Consider the following 14,262-nt stretch of genomic DNA (forward strand, 5'->3'; position numbering starts at 1 on the left):
GCGGCGCTCGGTCAGCGGCGATCCTGCTGGGCGCGGCGCTCGGCCTTCCTCGCGGCCCGACGCTCCTTCTCCTCCGCGTCGAGCTCGGCGGCCCGCTCCGGAGTGGGGGCGCTCCCGCCTCGGGCGGCCGGCAACCACCAGGATCCTGGCGGCTGCTCCTGGGCAGGGTAGGAGTCGATCGTGTCGGCGAGCAGGGAGCTCATCGCGCGCCGGAGCTCCGCCGTGTCGGCGACGGGATCCTCACCCGAGGGACGCAGCGGCTCGCCGACGCTGATCGCGATCGTCTTGCCGCGCGAGAAGTCCTTCGGATGGTCCTTGGTCATCATCCGCTGCGTTCCCCAGACGACGACGGGGATCAGCGGAACCCCGGCCTCGGCCGCCATCCGCACCGCGCCCGTCTTGAGCTCCTTGATCTCGAAGCTGCGCGAGATGGTCGCCTCCGGGAAGATGCCGACGATCTCGCCCATCCGCAGGTAGCGCAGTCCCTCCTGGTACGACGCCAGCCCCTCGCCGCGGTCGACCTCGATGTGGTGCAGGGACCGCATCACCGGGCCGCCCACGGCGTGGTCGAAGATCTCCTTCTTCGCCATGAACCGCACCAGCCGCTTGGCGGGCTGGGCGGCGAACCCGGCGAAGATGAAGTCCAGGTAGGACACGTGGTTGACCGCGAGCAGGGCAGGGCCGGAGCGGGGGATGTGCTCGGTGCCGGACAGCTGGAAACGCAGGCCCAGCAGCTTGAAGGCGGTCTTGGCGGCCAGCACGACCGGGGGGTAGGTGATGTCGCGCACGGCAGGCTCCTCGGCTCAGCGATCGGTGGACCGCGCCACGGCGACGCGGACCAGGGACTCGACGAGCCCACCGAGCTCGAGCCCGGCGGACTGCACCGACAGTGGCACCGTCGAGGTCTCGGTGAGACCCGGAGCGACGTTCACCTCGAGGAACCATACTGTCCCCTCGGCGTCGATCATCAGGTCCGAGCGGGACAGGTCGCGCAGCCCGAGCGCCTCGTGCGCGGCGACGGCGACCCGCGCGCACTCGGCGGCGAGCTCGTCGCTCAGCTTGGCGGGCACCACGAACTCCGTGCTCCCGGCGGTGTAGCGGGCCGTGTAGTCATACACGCCGCCGTCGGGATGGATCGACACCACCGGCAGCGCCCGGGGGCCCTCGCCGGTGTCGACCACGGGTACGGCGACCTCCTGACCCTCGATCAGCACCTCCACCAGCGCGGTGTCGCCGTAGGCGAAGGCGTTGACCATCGCGCTGGGCAGGTCGCCGGCATCCCGCACCACGGTGCAGCCCAGGGCGGAGCCGCCCTTGGCGGGCTTGACGATCAACGGGAGCCCCAGCCGGTCGACGATAGCGTCCATCACCGCTGTTGCGCCGAGCTCACGGAAGGTCTCGTGCGGAAGTGCGACGCCGGGCGGGGTGTGCAGGCCGTGCCGGGCGACCGCGGCCTTCGCGACCGGCTTGTCGAACGCGGCGCGACAGGCGGCCGGCCCTGAGCCGACGTACGGCACCCCGACGAGCTCGAGCACCTCGCGGAGGGCCCCGTCCTCACCGGTCTCACCGTGCAGCAGAGGCACCACGCAGGCGGGTGGCTCGGCCAGGATCGCGGGCAGGAGGCCCGCGTCGACGTCGCGCTCCTCCACCTCGACCCCGGTGTCGCGCAGCGCCTCGGCGACCCTACGTCCGGACCGCAGGGAGACGTCGCGCTCGTGGGACAGGCCGCCGGCGAGCACCACGATCCGGCCCTCGACTGCTTCGTTCACGTCAGGCTCCTGCTCAGGTGAGGTCGGTGTTGGGGGCTTCGTAGCCGCGGCGGAGGGTCGAGTGCAGCTCGGCGGTGCCGAAGGTCTCGCGCAGCTCCATCTCCTCCTCGATCACGCCCACGAGGCGGCGCACGCCCTCCCGGATCCGCTCCGGGGTCGGATAGCAGTACGACAGCCGCATGCTCTGGGCGCCGAAGCCGTCGGCGAAGAACGCCGTCCCGGGCACGTAGGCGACCCGGGCGGTCACCGCGCGCGGCAGCATCGCCTTGGCATCGAGGCCCTGCGGCAGGGTCAGCCAGACGTAGAACCCCCCGTCGGGGACGTTCCAGCGTGCCGCGGCCGGCATCAGGTCCTCCAGGGCGGAGATCATCGCGTCGCGCCGTTCCCGGTACATCTCCCGGAACTCCTTGACCTGGCCGCGCCAGTCGTGCTCGGCCAGGTACGCCGAGACCGCCATCTGGGAGAACGACGGGGGGCACAGCGTGGCCGACTCCTGGGCCAGCACCAGCTTCTCGCGCACCGCGTGCGGGGCGAGCGCCCAACCGACCCGGAAGCCGGGGGCGAAGGTCTTGGAGAACGACCCGAGGTAGATCACGCCCTCCGCCTCGTCGGCCCGCAGCGCCCGGTGTGGCTGGTCGTCGAAACCGAGCAGACCGTAGGGGTTGTCCTCGAGGATCAAGATGTCGGCCTCGCGGCAGATCTCCAGGATCTCGGGACGGCGTTCGGGGGCCAGCGAGACGCCGGCGGGGTTGTGGTAGTTGGGGATCGTGTAGAGGAACTTGATCCGCTTGCCGGCCGCCTTGGTCGCGGCGATGGCCTGCCTCAGCGCCTCCGGCACCAGACCGTGCTCGTCCATCTCGGCATGGACGACCTCGCACTGGTAGGACTTGAAGACGCCCAGCGCTCCGACGTACGACGGGGCCTCGCAGATCACCACGTCACCGGGGTCGCAGAAGATCCGCGTGACCAGGTCGACCGCCTGCTGCGAGCCGACGGTGACGACCACGTCGTCGGGATGAGCCTCGATGCCCTCGAGACGCATCACGTCGCAGATCTGCTCGCGCAGGGTCGGGTCACCTTGGCCGGACCCGTACTGCATCGCCACCGTGCCGTGGTCGCGCACGAGGTCGCTGATCGCCCCGCCGACCACGTCGAGAGGGAGCCCGGAGATGTTCGGCATCCCGCCGGCGAGGGAGACCACCTCGGGGCGGCTGGCGACGGCGAACAGGGCGCGGATCTCGGAGGCGGTCATGCCCTGCGTGCGAGCGGCGTAGCGGTCCACGTAGCTGTCGAGCCGCGTCGCGCTGCGGCGCACCTCGCCGGCCCGTCCGTCGCCGGCCCGTCCGTCGCCGGTCCGTCCGTCGCTGGTCGGTCCGTCGCTGGGCCGCTGTTCTCCTGGACCGTTCTGAGACATCCTTGCTCCCGTCGGTGAACTACTAGGATGGATCATCAACCCAGCCTTGGCTCGAGGGGGGTCACGACATGGGATCGAGCTCGCGTCGCATCACCAGGCTCACGCTCGACAACCTCGACGACCTGCCCCTCGCCTGCCGCGGATGCGCGTTCTGGGAGCTCGACCCGGTGCGCCGCGTGCGGGCCACGGAAGCCGGCGAGGCCGCCTTGGAGAAGGAGTCGTGGGTCTCCTCGGTGCTCCTCGAATGGGGCTCGTGCGGCCGGGTGCTGTACGTCGACGACCAGCCGGCGGGCTACGCGATCTACGCGCCGGCCGGGTTCGTGCCGGGAGCGGAGTCGTTCCCGACCGCGCCCGTGAGCGAGGACGCCGTCCTGCTCGCGTCGCTGGTCGTGCTCCCGGAGTACGCCGGCGGTGGCCTGGGTCGGATGCTGGTCCAGGCGGTCGTGAAGGACGTGCTGAGCCGCGGTGGGATCCGGGCGCTCGAGGTCTTCGGTGACCGCCGGCCCGGAGCGCTCGGCGGTCTCCCGGGCTGTGTGGTGCCCGCGGACTTCTGGCTGCGCGTGGGCTTCAAGACGCACCGGCAGCACGCCCGGTACCCCCGGCTGCGGATGGAGATGCGGTCGGTGCTGACCTGGCGGGAGGAGCTCGAGCAGGCGCTCGAGAAGCTGCTCGACGTGGTGCGTCCGCGTCCGGTGCCGGCTCCGGCGGCCGACCGCGGTGCGGAGCGCGCCGAGCGCTAGCCCGGCGGCCCCGGCTCCTCGCGCAGGGCGCGACGCAGCTCGGAGAACCGAAGCACGCCGGTCTTGGTGTCGGTCTCGGGGGAGAGGTAGACCCGCTGCACGGCGACCACGACCGCTTCGGCGAGCACGTCGCGGAACGCCGGGTCGGCCAGTCGGGCTGCGTCGCCGGCGTTGGTGATATAGCCGACGTCGATGCGGACCGCCGGCATCCGGGTGCGGCGCAGCAGGTCCCAGGTCTTGGCGTGCGTGCGGAGGTCGACCAGGCCGGTGCGGGCCACGATCTCACGCTGGACGAGGCTGGCGAAGCGCTCGCCGCCGCTGGAGCGCACCCCGCGGGCGTCCAGGCCGTAGTAGTAGCTCGAGACCCCGCTGGCCTCGGGGTGCGAGGACGCGTCGACGTGGAGGGAGACGCAGAGGTTGGCTCCGGTGCGGTTGGCGAACTCGGCGCGCTCGGCCTCGCTCGGCGCCGGGTCGGTGCCGGCCTGGTGGGTCAGGAAGGCCTGGACCCCGGTGGCGGCCAGCCGGCCCTCGACCCGGCGGGCGAGGTCTTCGCTGATCTCGGTGGCCCGGGCGGCGAGCTCGGGGTCGGCGAGCCGGGTCTCCGCCGCGTCGATGATCACCACCTTGCCGGGCAGGCCCGGGCCGGCGAGGCGGATCTGCTCCTCGGTGCGCAGCGCGTTGGGCCGGCCGCCCTGGACCCGGGGGGCGAGCCGGGCCAGCGCCTTGAGGGTCGCGGGCCCGCAGGTGCCGTCGGCCGGGACACCGATGTTGCGCTGGAAGTCGCGGACGCCCTGCTCGGTCTGGTGCCCGAAGATGCCGTCGGCGCGGCCGACGTGGAAGCCGAGGTCGAGCAGCCGCTGCTGCAGGGTGAGGACGTCGTCGCCGGTCAGGGGACTCCCGGGGACGTGGGTCAGCAGGCGGTCGCCGAGCCGCCACCGGGCCTCGTCGAGGGCGCGGTAGGTCTCCGGGCCGACGATGCCGTCGACGCTGAGGCCGCGGTGCTGCTGGAACGCCCGCACCGCCCGGTCGGTGGCGGCGTCGAACGTGGACGCTGCGTCCTCCTGCGGCGAGGCGTCGCCCTCGCCGTCGCCCAGCAGTCCGATCATGCTCAGCAACGTGCGGATCTCCGCGACCGCCGTACCGGCGTCACCGATCCGGAACAGCCGCTGGTGCCGACCGGTCGGGGGTCCGGGGGTCTCCGGGGACGGGCTCATCGCACCCCTCTTCGTTGGCTTCCGAGACAGGAAGAGAGGGCCGGCCCTTGGGAGGACAGCCGGCCCTCTCTCCTCCAGTCGTGATCCCTCAGCCAGGGACCGCGACTCAGGCGATGAACTCGCTCAGGTCGTTGAGCAGCGCGGCCTTCGGCTTGGCGCCCACGATCTGCTTGACGAGCTCGCCGTTCTTGTAGACGTTCAGCGTCGGGATGCCCGTGACACGGTAGGTCGAGGGGGTGACAGGGTTCTCGTCGACGTTCAGCTTGCGGAACATCAGCTTGTCACCGTGCTCGGCGTTGATCTCCTCGAGGATCGGGGAGACCTGGCGGCACGGACCGCACCACTCGGCCCAGAAGTCCACCAGCACGGGCTTGTCGGCCTTGAGGACCTCGGTCTCGAAGTCGGCGTCGGTCACAGCGGGAATGTCACCCACAGGGGGCTCCTTTGCTCAACGATGGGTTTCAGTGTGCAGTAAACAACGGGGCACCGACAAACATGCCCCGAGGGCTCACAGGCCCGCGGACTGGACCTGCTCGGTGAGCATCTCCGCGGCGACCTGCGGCGAGTCGGTCTTGGCGGCGTGCTCGAGGTCGGCGAGGTAGCGCTCGGCGTCGAGGGCCGCGGCGCAGCCGGTGCCGGCGGCGGTGATCGCCTGCCGGTAATTGTGGTCGACCAGGTCGCCGCAGGCGAAGACGCCGGGAAGGTTGGTCTTCGTCGAGGGGTGGTCCACGAGCACGTAGCCCTCCTCGTCGAGCCGGACCTGGTCCTTGAGCAGCTCCGAGCGGGGGTCGTGACCGATCGCGATGAACAGGCCGGTCACGTCGAGCTCGCGCTCCTCGCCGGTCACGGTGTCGACCAGCGTCACGCCGGTGAGCTTGTCGTCACCGTGGATGGTCTTGACCGCGGAGTTCCAGGCGAACTCGAGCTTGGGGTCGGCGAACGCACGGTCCTGCATGATCTTGGAGGCGCGCAGCTCGTCACGGCGGTGGATCAGGGTCACCTTGGAGGCGAACCGGGTCAGGAAGGTGGCCTCCTCGATCGCGGAGTCACCACCACCGACGACGGCGATGTGCTGGTCGCGGAAGAAGAACCCGTCGCAGGTGGCGCACCAGGAGACACCGTGTCCCGACAGCCGCTCCTCGTTCTCCAGTCCGAGCTTGCGGTAGCCGGACCCGGTGGCCAGGATCACCGCGTGCGCACGGTGCTGGTTGCCTGCACCGTCGGTGACGACCTTGATCGGGCCGGTCAGGTCCACAGCGGTCGCGTCGTCGGTGACCAGCTCGGCGCCGAAGCGCTCGGCCTGCGCGCGCATGTTGTCCATGAGCTCAGGGCCCATGATGCCCTCGCGGAAGCCGGGGAAGTTCTCCACCTCGGTGGTGTTCATCAGGGCACCACCGGCCGTCACGGAACCCTCGAACACCAACGGCGTGAGGTTGGCGCGGGCTGCGTAGACAGCTGCGGTGTACCCGGCCGGGCCGGATCCGACGATGATGACGTTGCGTACGTCCTGGTCCGCCATGTGACTCGTGCTCCTGTGTGGTGAGGGTTTCGTGTCGTTCCGCCGGACTCAACCGATCCTAGGCCGCAGACATTCCCGACACCCCCGGGGGTACCGGCGGTGATGGTCACCGGGCCGCCAGGACCTCCGTGGACAGTGCGGGGCTCTCGGCATCCTCGCAGGTGAAGATCTCCGCGGTACGGCGGCCACCGACCGGCGCCCTCAGCACCAGGGCCCCCGGCTCGCCGTCGAGGCGCACCGGCAGCCACTCGTCGCCCGGCCCTGCGGCCGGCTGCACGCACATCCGGGCCCAGGCCCCGGGGGCGTCGCCGACCGGGACGGCGAGCGCGAAGTCCTCGATCCGCTGGACGTCGAGCGTCGCCGAGCTGGTGCTCAGCCGGGGGGCGGTGGCCAGGGAGGGGTACGGATCGGCCTGCACGCGCTCCTCGGCGGTGCCGGTCGCGGGATCGCCCTCCCGGCGGCCGGGGGCGGCCTCGCTCGAGAGGGTCTCCGGCTGCGGACCGGACTCGGGCGCCTCCTTCTCGGACAGTACGCCCGCCTCGGGCACGACCCGGTCCTCGGCGGCGCCTCCCGCGGCCGACTCCGTGGAGGCGGCGTCCCCGGTACCGGCTCCGGTGAGGTCGTCCAGGTTGCCGATGCCCAGGCCGAGCACCGAGACCGCCGCGGCGGCGACCAGCAGGCGCGGCCACGACCGGGCGCGTCGGGAGCCGAGCTCGGTGGCACCCACCACGGCACCGTCGGCGTGTGGCCTCTCGCGCTCGGCCACCAGTCCGGCGAGGGCATCGTCGAGCCGCGCCGCGACGTCGGGCGGCGTCGGCGCCGCGTCCGCAGACTCGGCGAGCAGGGCACGCACCTGCCGCTCGGTCTCCGGGGAGACGCCGGTCTCCTCCGGAGTGTCGTCACGTCCGGTCATCGCTGCTCACCTCCTCCCCGAGCTCTGCTGCTTGGACGTGCCGGCTGCTCCTGTGGTTCCCCGGCGGGACCGGTCGTGGCAGGGGGTCTGCTCGACGCCTCCCCGGCCGTCTCGCCCAGCAGCCCGGCCAGCAGGGGCGCCAGCCGGCGCCGACCTCGCGAGCAGCGGCTCTTCACCGTGCCCGGCGCGCAGTCCAGGATCAGAGCGGCCTCCTCGACGGGGTAGCCCTGCATGTCGACCAGGACCAGCGCGACCCGCATGTCTACCGGCAGGACGGCCAGGGCGGCGGCCACCGCCTGTCGCCGCTCACCGGCGAGCACCACGTCGGCGGGATCACCGACCTCCCCGGTGCCCGGGTTCGCGGTGCTCGTCGAGACAGCACCGCGGCCGGCGTACTCCTCCAGGTCGTCGGGCAGCGGTCCGGCTGCCCGAACCTTCTCCCGGCGGATCCGGTCGAGACAGGAGTTGACGACGATGCGGTGCAGCCAGGTGGTGACCGCGGCGTCCCCGCGGTAGGACTCGGCACGGCGGAACGCGGAGACCATCGCGTCCTGGAGCGCGTCCGCGGCCGACTCCGGGTCTCCTGTCGTCCGCAGCGCCACCGCCCACAGCCGGTCGCGGTGGCGCCGGAAGAGGGTCCCGAACGCGTCGGGGTCACCGGCCACGTGGGCGCTGAGCAGGCTGCGGTCGTCGGGGACCGGCGGGTCGTCCGCCGGCGGCTGCGTCACGGTCAGGGCCTCACGACGATCTCGGCGATCTTGCCCCGGAAGTTGCCGCCCTCGGGCGGCAGGGAGGTCAGCCAGACCACGAGGTACCGCGTGGTGACCGGATCCCGCAGCTCCAGGTCCGTGCGACCGTCGGCGCCGCCGTCCGAGGCGACCCGTTCGAGGCCGGCGACGTCGGTCGGGGCGCCGGTGCCCTGCGGCGCGGCGTACACCTGCAGTCCGGTGGGTCCGCCCTGCGTGGTGACCTGCACCGAGCCGACCTCCTGCTCGTCGCCGAGGTCGACCACGAGCCCGACGCCCTCCTTGAGGTTGCCGAACTGGGGGTTGCGGTAGTACTCCATGGTCTGCCACGCGGTGCCGGGGTCGCCGTCGATCGCGAGCGCGGCGAGCTCGGGGTTCTCCTCGCCGTTGCCGTCCGGGAGCGGGTCGAGGTCGCTGACGGCGGCGATCCGCAGCGGGCCGGCCGGTGCCTGGGAGGGCGACTCCTCCGGGCCGGGGGCGGTGTCCGTGCCTCCGGAGTCCCGGCCGAGGTTGAAGGCGAAGATGATCGCCACCACCAGCAGCAGGATCACGGCCACGGCCGCGGCCAGCTTGAGCCAGTCGCGGCTGCTGTCGCGCGAGGCCCAGTCGGTCTCGTCGCGCCCCTCGGTGTCGGGACCCCAGACCGGCGGCAGCGACCCGGTGCCGTGGTGGGAGTGGCCGATCGCTCGTGCGCCTGCGCCGGTGGCAGCAGGCGCCGGGCTCTCGGTCGCGGCCCGCGGTGGGCCGGGCGCGAACAGCGGCCTCTCCTCGGGCTCGGGCAGTGGAGGCGGCGGCGGTGGCGCCACTCGGCGGGTCGGCTCGTCGTCGTCGAAGAACGGGCCGGCGGCCTGGGTGGCGTCGAGCTCCTCGGCGCCGGCGAGGGGAACCGCCTGGGTCGCCTCGGGGTCGGCGGAGGGGGCCGCGTGCCTGCCCGCTCCGGCTGCTCCGGATCGGCCACCGGGCGCTGTCCCGGGGCGGGTGTCGGGAGAGGTCTCCTCGGGTGAGGGGTGTGGGGACGCCTCGGGCGTCGGCCGGGCACGGAGGCCGGCAGCGGCGTCGCGCGGGAGGGCGACGGTCGGCTCGTGGCCGGCCATCGGGACCACCGCGTCACCGATGAAGTCGCTGAGCGCCGCGCTGATCTCCTGCGCCGTCTCGAGCGAGCCGGGTCCCTGCCCGGGGTTGAGCACCTGGTCGCAGATCGCGTCCAGCGCCCGCGGCACCCCGGCCCGCACCTGTCGCGGTCGCAGGATCCGCTCGTGGTCCGTCGGCGCGGGTGGCAGGTTGCAGGTCTGCTCTCCGGGCCACTTGCCGACCAGGGTGGCGTACAGCAGGGCGGCGAGGTTGTGCACGTCAGACTCGTGGTCGCTGAGCACCCGGCCGCCGGGACCGGCTTGCCGCCGGCCATGGAGCACGGCGTCGACCACGAACCCGATCAGCTTCACCGAGCCGGCCTCGGTGACCATCACGTTCTCCGGCACCAGCCGGCCGTGCGCGATGCCGTGCTGGTGGGCGACGGTGATCGCGTCGGCGACCTCCTTGACCAGCCAGGCGGCACGCCGTGGGGTGAGCGGCTCCTCGGCGAGGATCTTGTCCAGCGACATGCCCGAGCCCCACTCGTGCACGACGTAGACGACCCCGTCCTCCTGGGCGGCGTCGAGCACGCGGAGGAAATGACCCTCGGTGACCGTCGCGGAGGTGCGCGCGGCCACGAGCAGGGCGTCGGCGCGCGGGTCCGCGGTGTCGATCACGTTCACCGCGACGCTGCGGGCCAGGATCTGGTCGACGGCACGCCAGAACCGAGCGCCGTCGGTGTCCTGGACCAGGTCCTCGAGACGGAACCGCCCTGCGAGGACGGTCCCACGCCCGATGGGCTTGTCGGTCACGTCCCTCCTCGCTGCGTGCGTCTGCGGTGCCTGGGCTGTGCCCTTCCTAGGCAACCTACATGCTAGGCCGCGCGACCCCGCCCGAGCCGGGACGTGACCAGTCCGAGGACACCGGTGACCTCCTGGATCCGCAGCGCTCTGGCCAGCAGCACGAAGACGAGCACGTCCACGCCGGTCAGCAGCCCGAGCATCGTCAGCGACCGGGTCTTGCTGTCGTCGACCGGCCACACGGACGCGAGCCCTTCGCGCAGCGCCCAGGCGAGCGCCGAGGCGACCGCGGCAGCGAGCAGCAGCCTGCTCAGGAAACGCACCAGCGTGGGCGTCTCCAGGCCGCCGAGCAGGTACCGGAGCAGGCCGTAGGAGACTGCGGCGCCGACCGCGTAGGCACCGGTGTAGGCGAGCACGAGCCCGGAGGCGACGTCGGCCTGGGCGGCGGTGCGGGTGAGTACGACGGCCAGCACGATGTTGGTCGCGGCGATCACGCACTGCACCCAGAACACCGTCCGCGTGCGCTCCAGGGAGTAGTACCCGCGCAGCATCAGGAAGTGGACGGTGAAGAAGACCAGCCCGATGCCGAACAGCGCCAGCGGGCGGGCGTAGTCGACGTACGCCTCCGACGCGGCGAGCCAGCCGTACACCACGTTCGCGACGTCACGTGCGATCAGCGGCAGCAGCAGCGCGAACGGGATGATCAGGGCGAGCGTCGTGCGCAGCGTGGAGGCCAGGCCGCGGGCCACCCCGGCGAGGTCGTCGTCGGCGGCGTGCGCGGACAGCCGGGGCAGGATCGCGGTCGCCAGGGACACCGTGACCACGGCGTGCGGCACCATGATCAGCAGGAACGACTGGGAGTAGATCGTGTAGCCGGTGTTGCCCTCGGCGCTGCCGCTCGACGCGATCCGGACCACGACGGTGTAGGCGATCTGGTTGACGATCACGAACAGCACCGTCCAGGTGCCCAGCCGCAGGGTGTGGCCCAGGCCGGTGCCACGGAAGTCGAACCGGGGGCGGAAGGTGAAGCCGGCCTTCTTCAGGTAGGGCAGCAGCACCAGCAGCTGCACGGCGATGCCGATCGTGGAGCCGATGCCGAGCAGCAGCTCCTGCTCGGTGGTGTAGCCGCCGTACAGGTCCTCGGCGGGGCCGAAGACCAGCAGGTAGACCACGAGCACCAGCACCGAGATCACGTTGTTGGCGATCGGCGCCCACATCATCGGCCCGAACCGGCCGCGGGCGTTCAGGATCTGCCCGACGAGGACGAACATCCCGTAGAAGAACACCTGCGGCAGGCAGTACCGGGCGAAGTCGATCACCGACTGCCGCTGCTCGGCCCGGTCGGGCTGGTCCCAGGCGTCGGAGAGGAAGATCTGCATCAGCCACGGGGCCGTGGCGACGAGGAGCACGGTCACCCCGAGCAGGAACAGCCCGGCGAGGGTGACGATCCGGTTGGTGTAGGCCTCGCCGCCGTCCGCGTCGTTCTTCATCGCGCGCACGAGCTGCGGCACCAGGACGGTGTTGAACACCCCTCCCGCGAGCAGGATGTAGAGCATGTTCGGCACCGTGTTGGCGATGTTGAACACGTCGGCGTGGAGGTAGGCGCCGAGCGCGGCGGCGAGCAGGGCGCTCCGCATGAAGCCGCTGCCCCGGGAGACGACGGTGCCGGCTGCCATCACCGCGCTGGAGGACAGGATGCTGCGCCGCTCCTCGTCCCCGCCGGAGTTCTGGCTCATGCGGTGCCGCTCCCGGGTTCGGTCTCCGGGCCCCGTCGGCTGTCGCGCACCCGCCGCCAGATGCGTACGACGATCGCGGCGACGAAGACGATCCCGCCGACCCCCATCACCAGCCAGATCACGAGCCCGACCTGGCTGCTGCGGACCTTCACCGTGGTGGAGTGGCCCAGCTCCCGGCCGTCGCGGGTGGTGGGCAGCAGCCGCACCGAGTGCACGCCGGTGTCGGTGGCGGTCACGGCCAGCCGCACGGAGGCCCGCTGGCCGGCGCCGAGCGAGACCAGGTCGGGCGCCCGGATGACGAGGTCCTCGGAACCGGTCTGCGCCTTGATCCCGACGGTGACCGGCTCGGCGAGCCCGTTGACCACCGTGACCGAGAAGTTGCCGGTCTCGCTGGACATGGTCACCAGCGGGGAGCCCTCGATGGTCACCTGCTGCAGCCGTCCGCGGACCTCACCGGCGATCCGGCGGGTGCGGAGGACGGCGCGTCGTGGCTGCCGGCGGGCATGGACCGAGGAGGCGGCCAGCGCCGCCCGGCCGACCTGCTCGGAGATCGAGTCCTCGCCGGTAAGCAGGTCACCGAGCAGGGAGCCGGCGGTGGTCAGGTCCTGGGTGGCCAGCACGTTCGCGTCCGGGATCTCCGCGCGTCGGCTCGCCCGGGAGTAGAACAGCTGGCCGTCGTAGGGCTCCGGGGTGCTGGTCGCCCGGGCGAACGGGACGTCGACGAGGCTGAGCCACGGCGCCTCCAGGCCGCCGAAGAAGTCCGCCACGGGCCAGTCCACCCCGGGGTCCCACAGCTCGGGGAGGGACACGACCAGCGGCTGCCCGGCCGGACCGCTCAGCGCGTGCACCGCGGCCTCGGCCAGGATCCGTTGGCGCAGCGCGAGCGCGGCGAAGGGAGCGGTCGGGGCGGGCCCGCCCACCCGTGCCGCCTCGCTGGTGAGCACGGCCTCGGTGTCCCCCTCGACCTGCACCACGCCGGCGTCCGTGCGGGGGGCCGCGCGCTGGGAGAGCAGCAGGTCGGTGTCGGCGTCGAGATGCTCGAGCGCGGCGTTGGGCAGCAGCCCGTCGAGCGGCGCCACGACGGGCTCGGACTCCACGCCCAGGTCGGCCATCGCACGCTCGCCGAGCTCGGTGGCGGCCGCGAACGTCTCGTCGAAACCGCTGCGCAGCAGGCTCGCCGCGTCGACGTCTGCGTAGGGAACGTGGAGCACGGTGTGCTCGGTGGCCAGCTCGGTGAAGTCCTCCAGCCAGGTCGCGGCAGCGGCGGCCTCGGGGCTGATCCGGGTCAGCTCCTCCTCCGGGTCGTCGGGGCCGTCGGGCGTGGCGCCCTCGCTCTGGCCCGGGCTCTCGGTCACCACGCCGCCCGGGGTCTCGCCGTCCGGCCCGGCAGCGCTGGTGGTGAGGTCGAAGTCGGGGTTGCCCTCGCCGAGCGACCGTGCGGCCTCCAGCACGGCGGGGTCGACCAGCCAGGTGACGGGCACGTCGGAGCCGGTGCGGGCCAGGTCGAGCAGCCGGCGGAGCCGGCCGTCGTCGGCGAACCGGTCGGTCCAGAGGTCGACGTTGTCGAGTCGGCCCTCGGTCGTACGGCGGACCGGCGCTCGTAGCGGCAGGACCAGCGAGAGGGTCGCCCGGGGGCCCCGGGGCGCCATCGACGTGATGAACGTGCGGGCCCGGCCGTCGGCCCCCTCGAGCCGCCCCTCGGCGGTGGTCCCGAGGACGTGGACGCCGATCCAGTACACCCCGGGGGCCTCGAGCCCCAGGTCCGCGCGGGGGAGCGAGATCCGGTAGTCGGTGGTCTCGCCGGGTTCGAGGTCGTCCACCTCGTCGTACTGCCCGGGGCCGGTCAGCCGGCCGCCGACGTCGGCGGTCTCCCCGGTCGCGGTCGCCTCCTCGAGCTCGGCCGAGGTGGTCATCGGCGTCGTGGAGGCGAACAGGTAGACGTCGAGGTCGGTCCAGGTCTCCTCGGAGTCGTTGGTGATCCGCCCGGTCAGCGTGATCCGGCCCCGCCTGGGCACCGCCGCGGGGGTCATCGTGTCGATGGTCACGCTCAGCGGTGGACGGTCGCCGCCCTCCCCGTCCTCGGCGGCCCCGGGCCGGCCGGCCGGGTGGGCGACCGCCGGTGTCGCGGGCACCGCCAGTGCGGTGACCACGAGCGCGGCCGCAGCGACCGCGTGCAGACCGCGCCGCAGGACCGCCGGCACACGCCTGGGCGGACGTGCATCGGCGGGTGGCATCACGCGGTCGATGCTAACGGGCGTGGATCGGCGCCTGGCACGGGTGCAACTAGAGTGGTCTCCCGTGTCCGAACAGCCGAAGGCGCCCCCGACAAGCCCTGCCGGG

General features: G+C 72.6%; 12 protein-coding genes. 1 reads left to right on the plus strand and 11 read right to left on the minus strand.

Annotated elements, in window-relative coordinates; all coding sequences use genetic code 11:
* Positions 1-11: 11 nt before the first annotated feature.
* From ACYVIH_RS01710 to ACYVIH_RS01720, 3 genes are read right to left on the minus strand one after another with little or no spacing between them, the layout of a single operon-like run.
* Entirely contained in the window at positions 12-788 is a 777-nt protein-coding gene (locus ACYVIH_RS01710; RefSeq protein ID WP_460865250.1) for a lysophospholipid acyltransferase family protein, read from the minus strand.
* A gap of 15 nt (positions 789-803) precedes the next feature.
* Positions 804-1,769, minus strand: a complete 966-nt coding sequence (locus ACYVIH_RS01715) for a D-alanine--D-alanine ligase family protein (protein WP_460865253.1) — start codon at positions 1,767-1,769, stop codon at positions 804-806.
* 13 nt (positions 1,770-1,782) lie between these two features.
* Positions 1,783-3,183 (minus strand): aminotransferase-like domain-containing protein, encoded by a 1,401-nt coding sequence (locus tag ACYVIH_RS01720; protein WP_460865255.1) that lies wholly within the window; start codon positions 3,181-3,183, stop codon positions 1,783-1,785.
* A 68-nt stretch (positions 3,184-3,251) separates the two neighbouring features.
* Here ACYVIH_RS01720 and ACYVIH_RS01725 point away from each other — a divergent pair, with 68 nt between their 5' ends.
* On the plus strand, positions 3,252-3,923 hold the full coding sequence (locus ACYVIH_RS01725) for a GNAT family N-acetyltransferase (RefSeq protein ID WP_460865257.1): 672 nt from the start codon (positions 3,252-3,254) through the stop codon (positions 3,921-3,923).
* On the opposite strand, the gene ACYVIH_RS01730 is transcribed toward ACYVIH_RS01725, so the two are convergent.
* The 8 genes from ACYVIH_RS01730 to ACYVIH_RS01765 all read right to left on the minus strand — a co-directional run bounded on the left by ACYVIH_RS01730 (position 3,920) and on the right by ACYVIH_RS01765 (position 14,156).
* Complete coding sequence (locus ACYVIH_RS01730; protein WP_460865260.1) at positions 3,920-5,137, minus strand: N-acetylmuramoyl-L-alanine amidase; 1,218 nt, start codon at positions 5,135-5,137, stop codon at positions 3,920-3,922. The genes ACYVIH_RS01725 and ACYVIH_RS01730 overlap by 4 nt on opposite strands.
* 106 nt (positions 5,138-5,243) lie before the next feature.
* Positions 5,244-5,570, minus strand: a complete 327-nt coding sequence (gene trxA / locus ACYVIH_RS01735; RefSeq protein ID WP_460865265.1) for a thioredoxin — start codon at positions 5,568-5,570, stop codon at positions 5,244-5,246.
* A gap of 75 nt (positions 5,571-5,645) precedes the next feature.
* Positions 5,646-6,656: a thioredoxin-disulfide reductase gene (gene trxB / locus ACYVIH_RS01740; RefSeq protein ID WP_460865268.1), complete on the minus strand. Its 1,011-nt coding sequence runs from the start codon at positions 6,654-6,656 to the stop codon at positions 5,646-5,648.
* A 106-nt stretch (positions 6,657-6,762) separates the two neighbouring features.
* A complete protein-coding gene (locus tag ACYVIH_RS01745) occupies positions 6,763-7,569 on the minus strand; it encodes a hypothetical protein (protein ID WP_460865270.1) in 807 nt (268 codons plus the stop codon).
* Positions 7,566-8,297, minus strand: coding sequence for an RNA polymerase sigma factor SigM (gene sigM / locus ACYVIH_RS01750; protein ID WP_460865272.1), 732 nt, complete (start codon positions 8,295-8,297; stop codon positions 7,566-7,568). Before sigM ends, ACYVIH_RS01745 begins: the two co-directional genes overlap by 4 nt.
* Positions 8,298-8,299: 2 nt before the next feature.
* Positions 8,300-10,198, minus strand: coding sequence for a protein kinase family protein (locus ACYVIH_RS01755; RefSeq protein ID WP_460865274.1), 1,899 nt, complete (start codon positions 10,196-10,198; stop codon positions 8,300-8,302).
* A gap of 62 nt (positions 10,199-10,260) precedes the next feature.
* Positions 10,261-11,922, minus strand: coding sequence for a murein biosynthesis integral membrane protein MurJ (murJ, locus tag ACYVIH_RS01760; protein WP_460865276.1), 1,662 nt, complete (start codon positions 11,920-11,922; stop codon positions 10,261-10,263).
* Positions 11,919-14,156, minus strand: a complete 2,238-nt coding sequence (locus ACYVIH_RS01765) for a DUF6049 family protein (RefSeq protein ID WP_460865731.1) — start codon at positions 14,154-14,156, stop codon at positions 11,919-11,921. Before ACYVIH_RS01765 ends, murJ begins: the two co-directional genes overlap by 4 nt.
* Positions 14,157-14,262 lie beyond the last annotated feature (106 nt).

The organism is Nocardioides pakistanensis (assembly GCF_054781215.1).

Excerpts from the sequence above, each read along its gene's own strand:
- ACYVIH_RS01720 (WP_460865255.1), bottom strand. The coding sequence starts at position 3,183 with ATGTCTCAGAACGGTCCAGGAGAACAGCGGCCCAGCGACGGACCGACC.
- ACYVIH_RS01725 (WP_460865257.1), top strand. The coding sequence starts at position 3,252 with ATGGGATCGAGCTCGCGTCGCATCACCAGGCTCACGCTCGACAACCTC.
- ACYVIH_RS01730 (WP_460865260.1), bottom strand. The coding sequence starts at position 5,137 with ATGAGCCCGTCCCCGGAGACCCCCGGACCCCCGACCGGTCGGCACCAG.
- trxB (WP_460865268.1), bottom strand. The coding sequence starts at position 6,656 with ATGGCGGACCAGGACGTACGCAACGTCATCATCGTCGGATCCGGCCCG.
- ACYVIH_RS01745 (WP_460865270.1), bottom strand. The coding sequence starts at position 7,569 with ATGACCGGACGTGACGACACTCCGGAGGAGACCGGCGTCTCCCCGGAG.
- murJ (WP_460865276.1), bottom strand. The coding sequence starts at position 11,922 with ATGAGCCAGAACTCCGGCGGGGACGAGGAGCGGCGCAGCATCCTGTCC.
- ACYVIH_RS01765 (WP_460865731.1), bottom strand. The coding sequence starts at position 14,156 with ATGCCACCCGCCGATGCACGTCCGCCCAGGCGTGTGCCGGCGGTCCTG.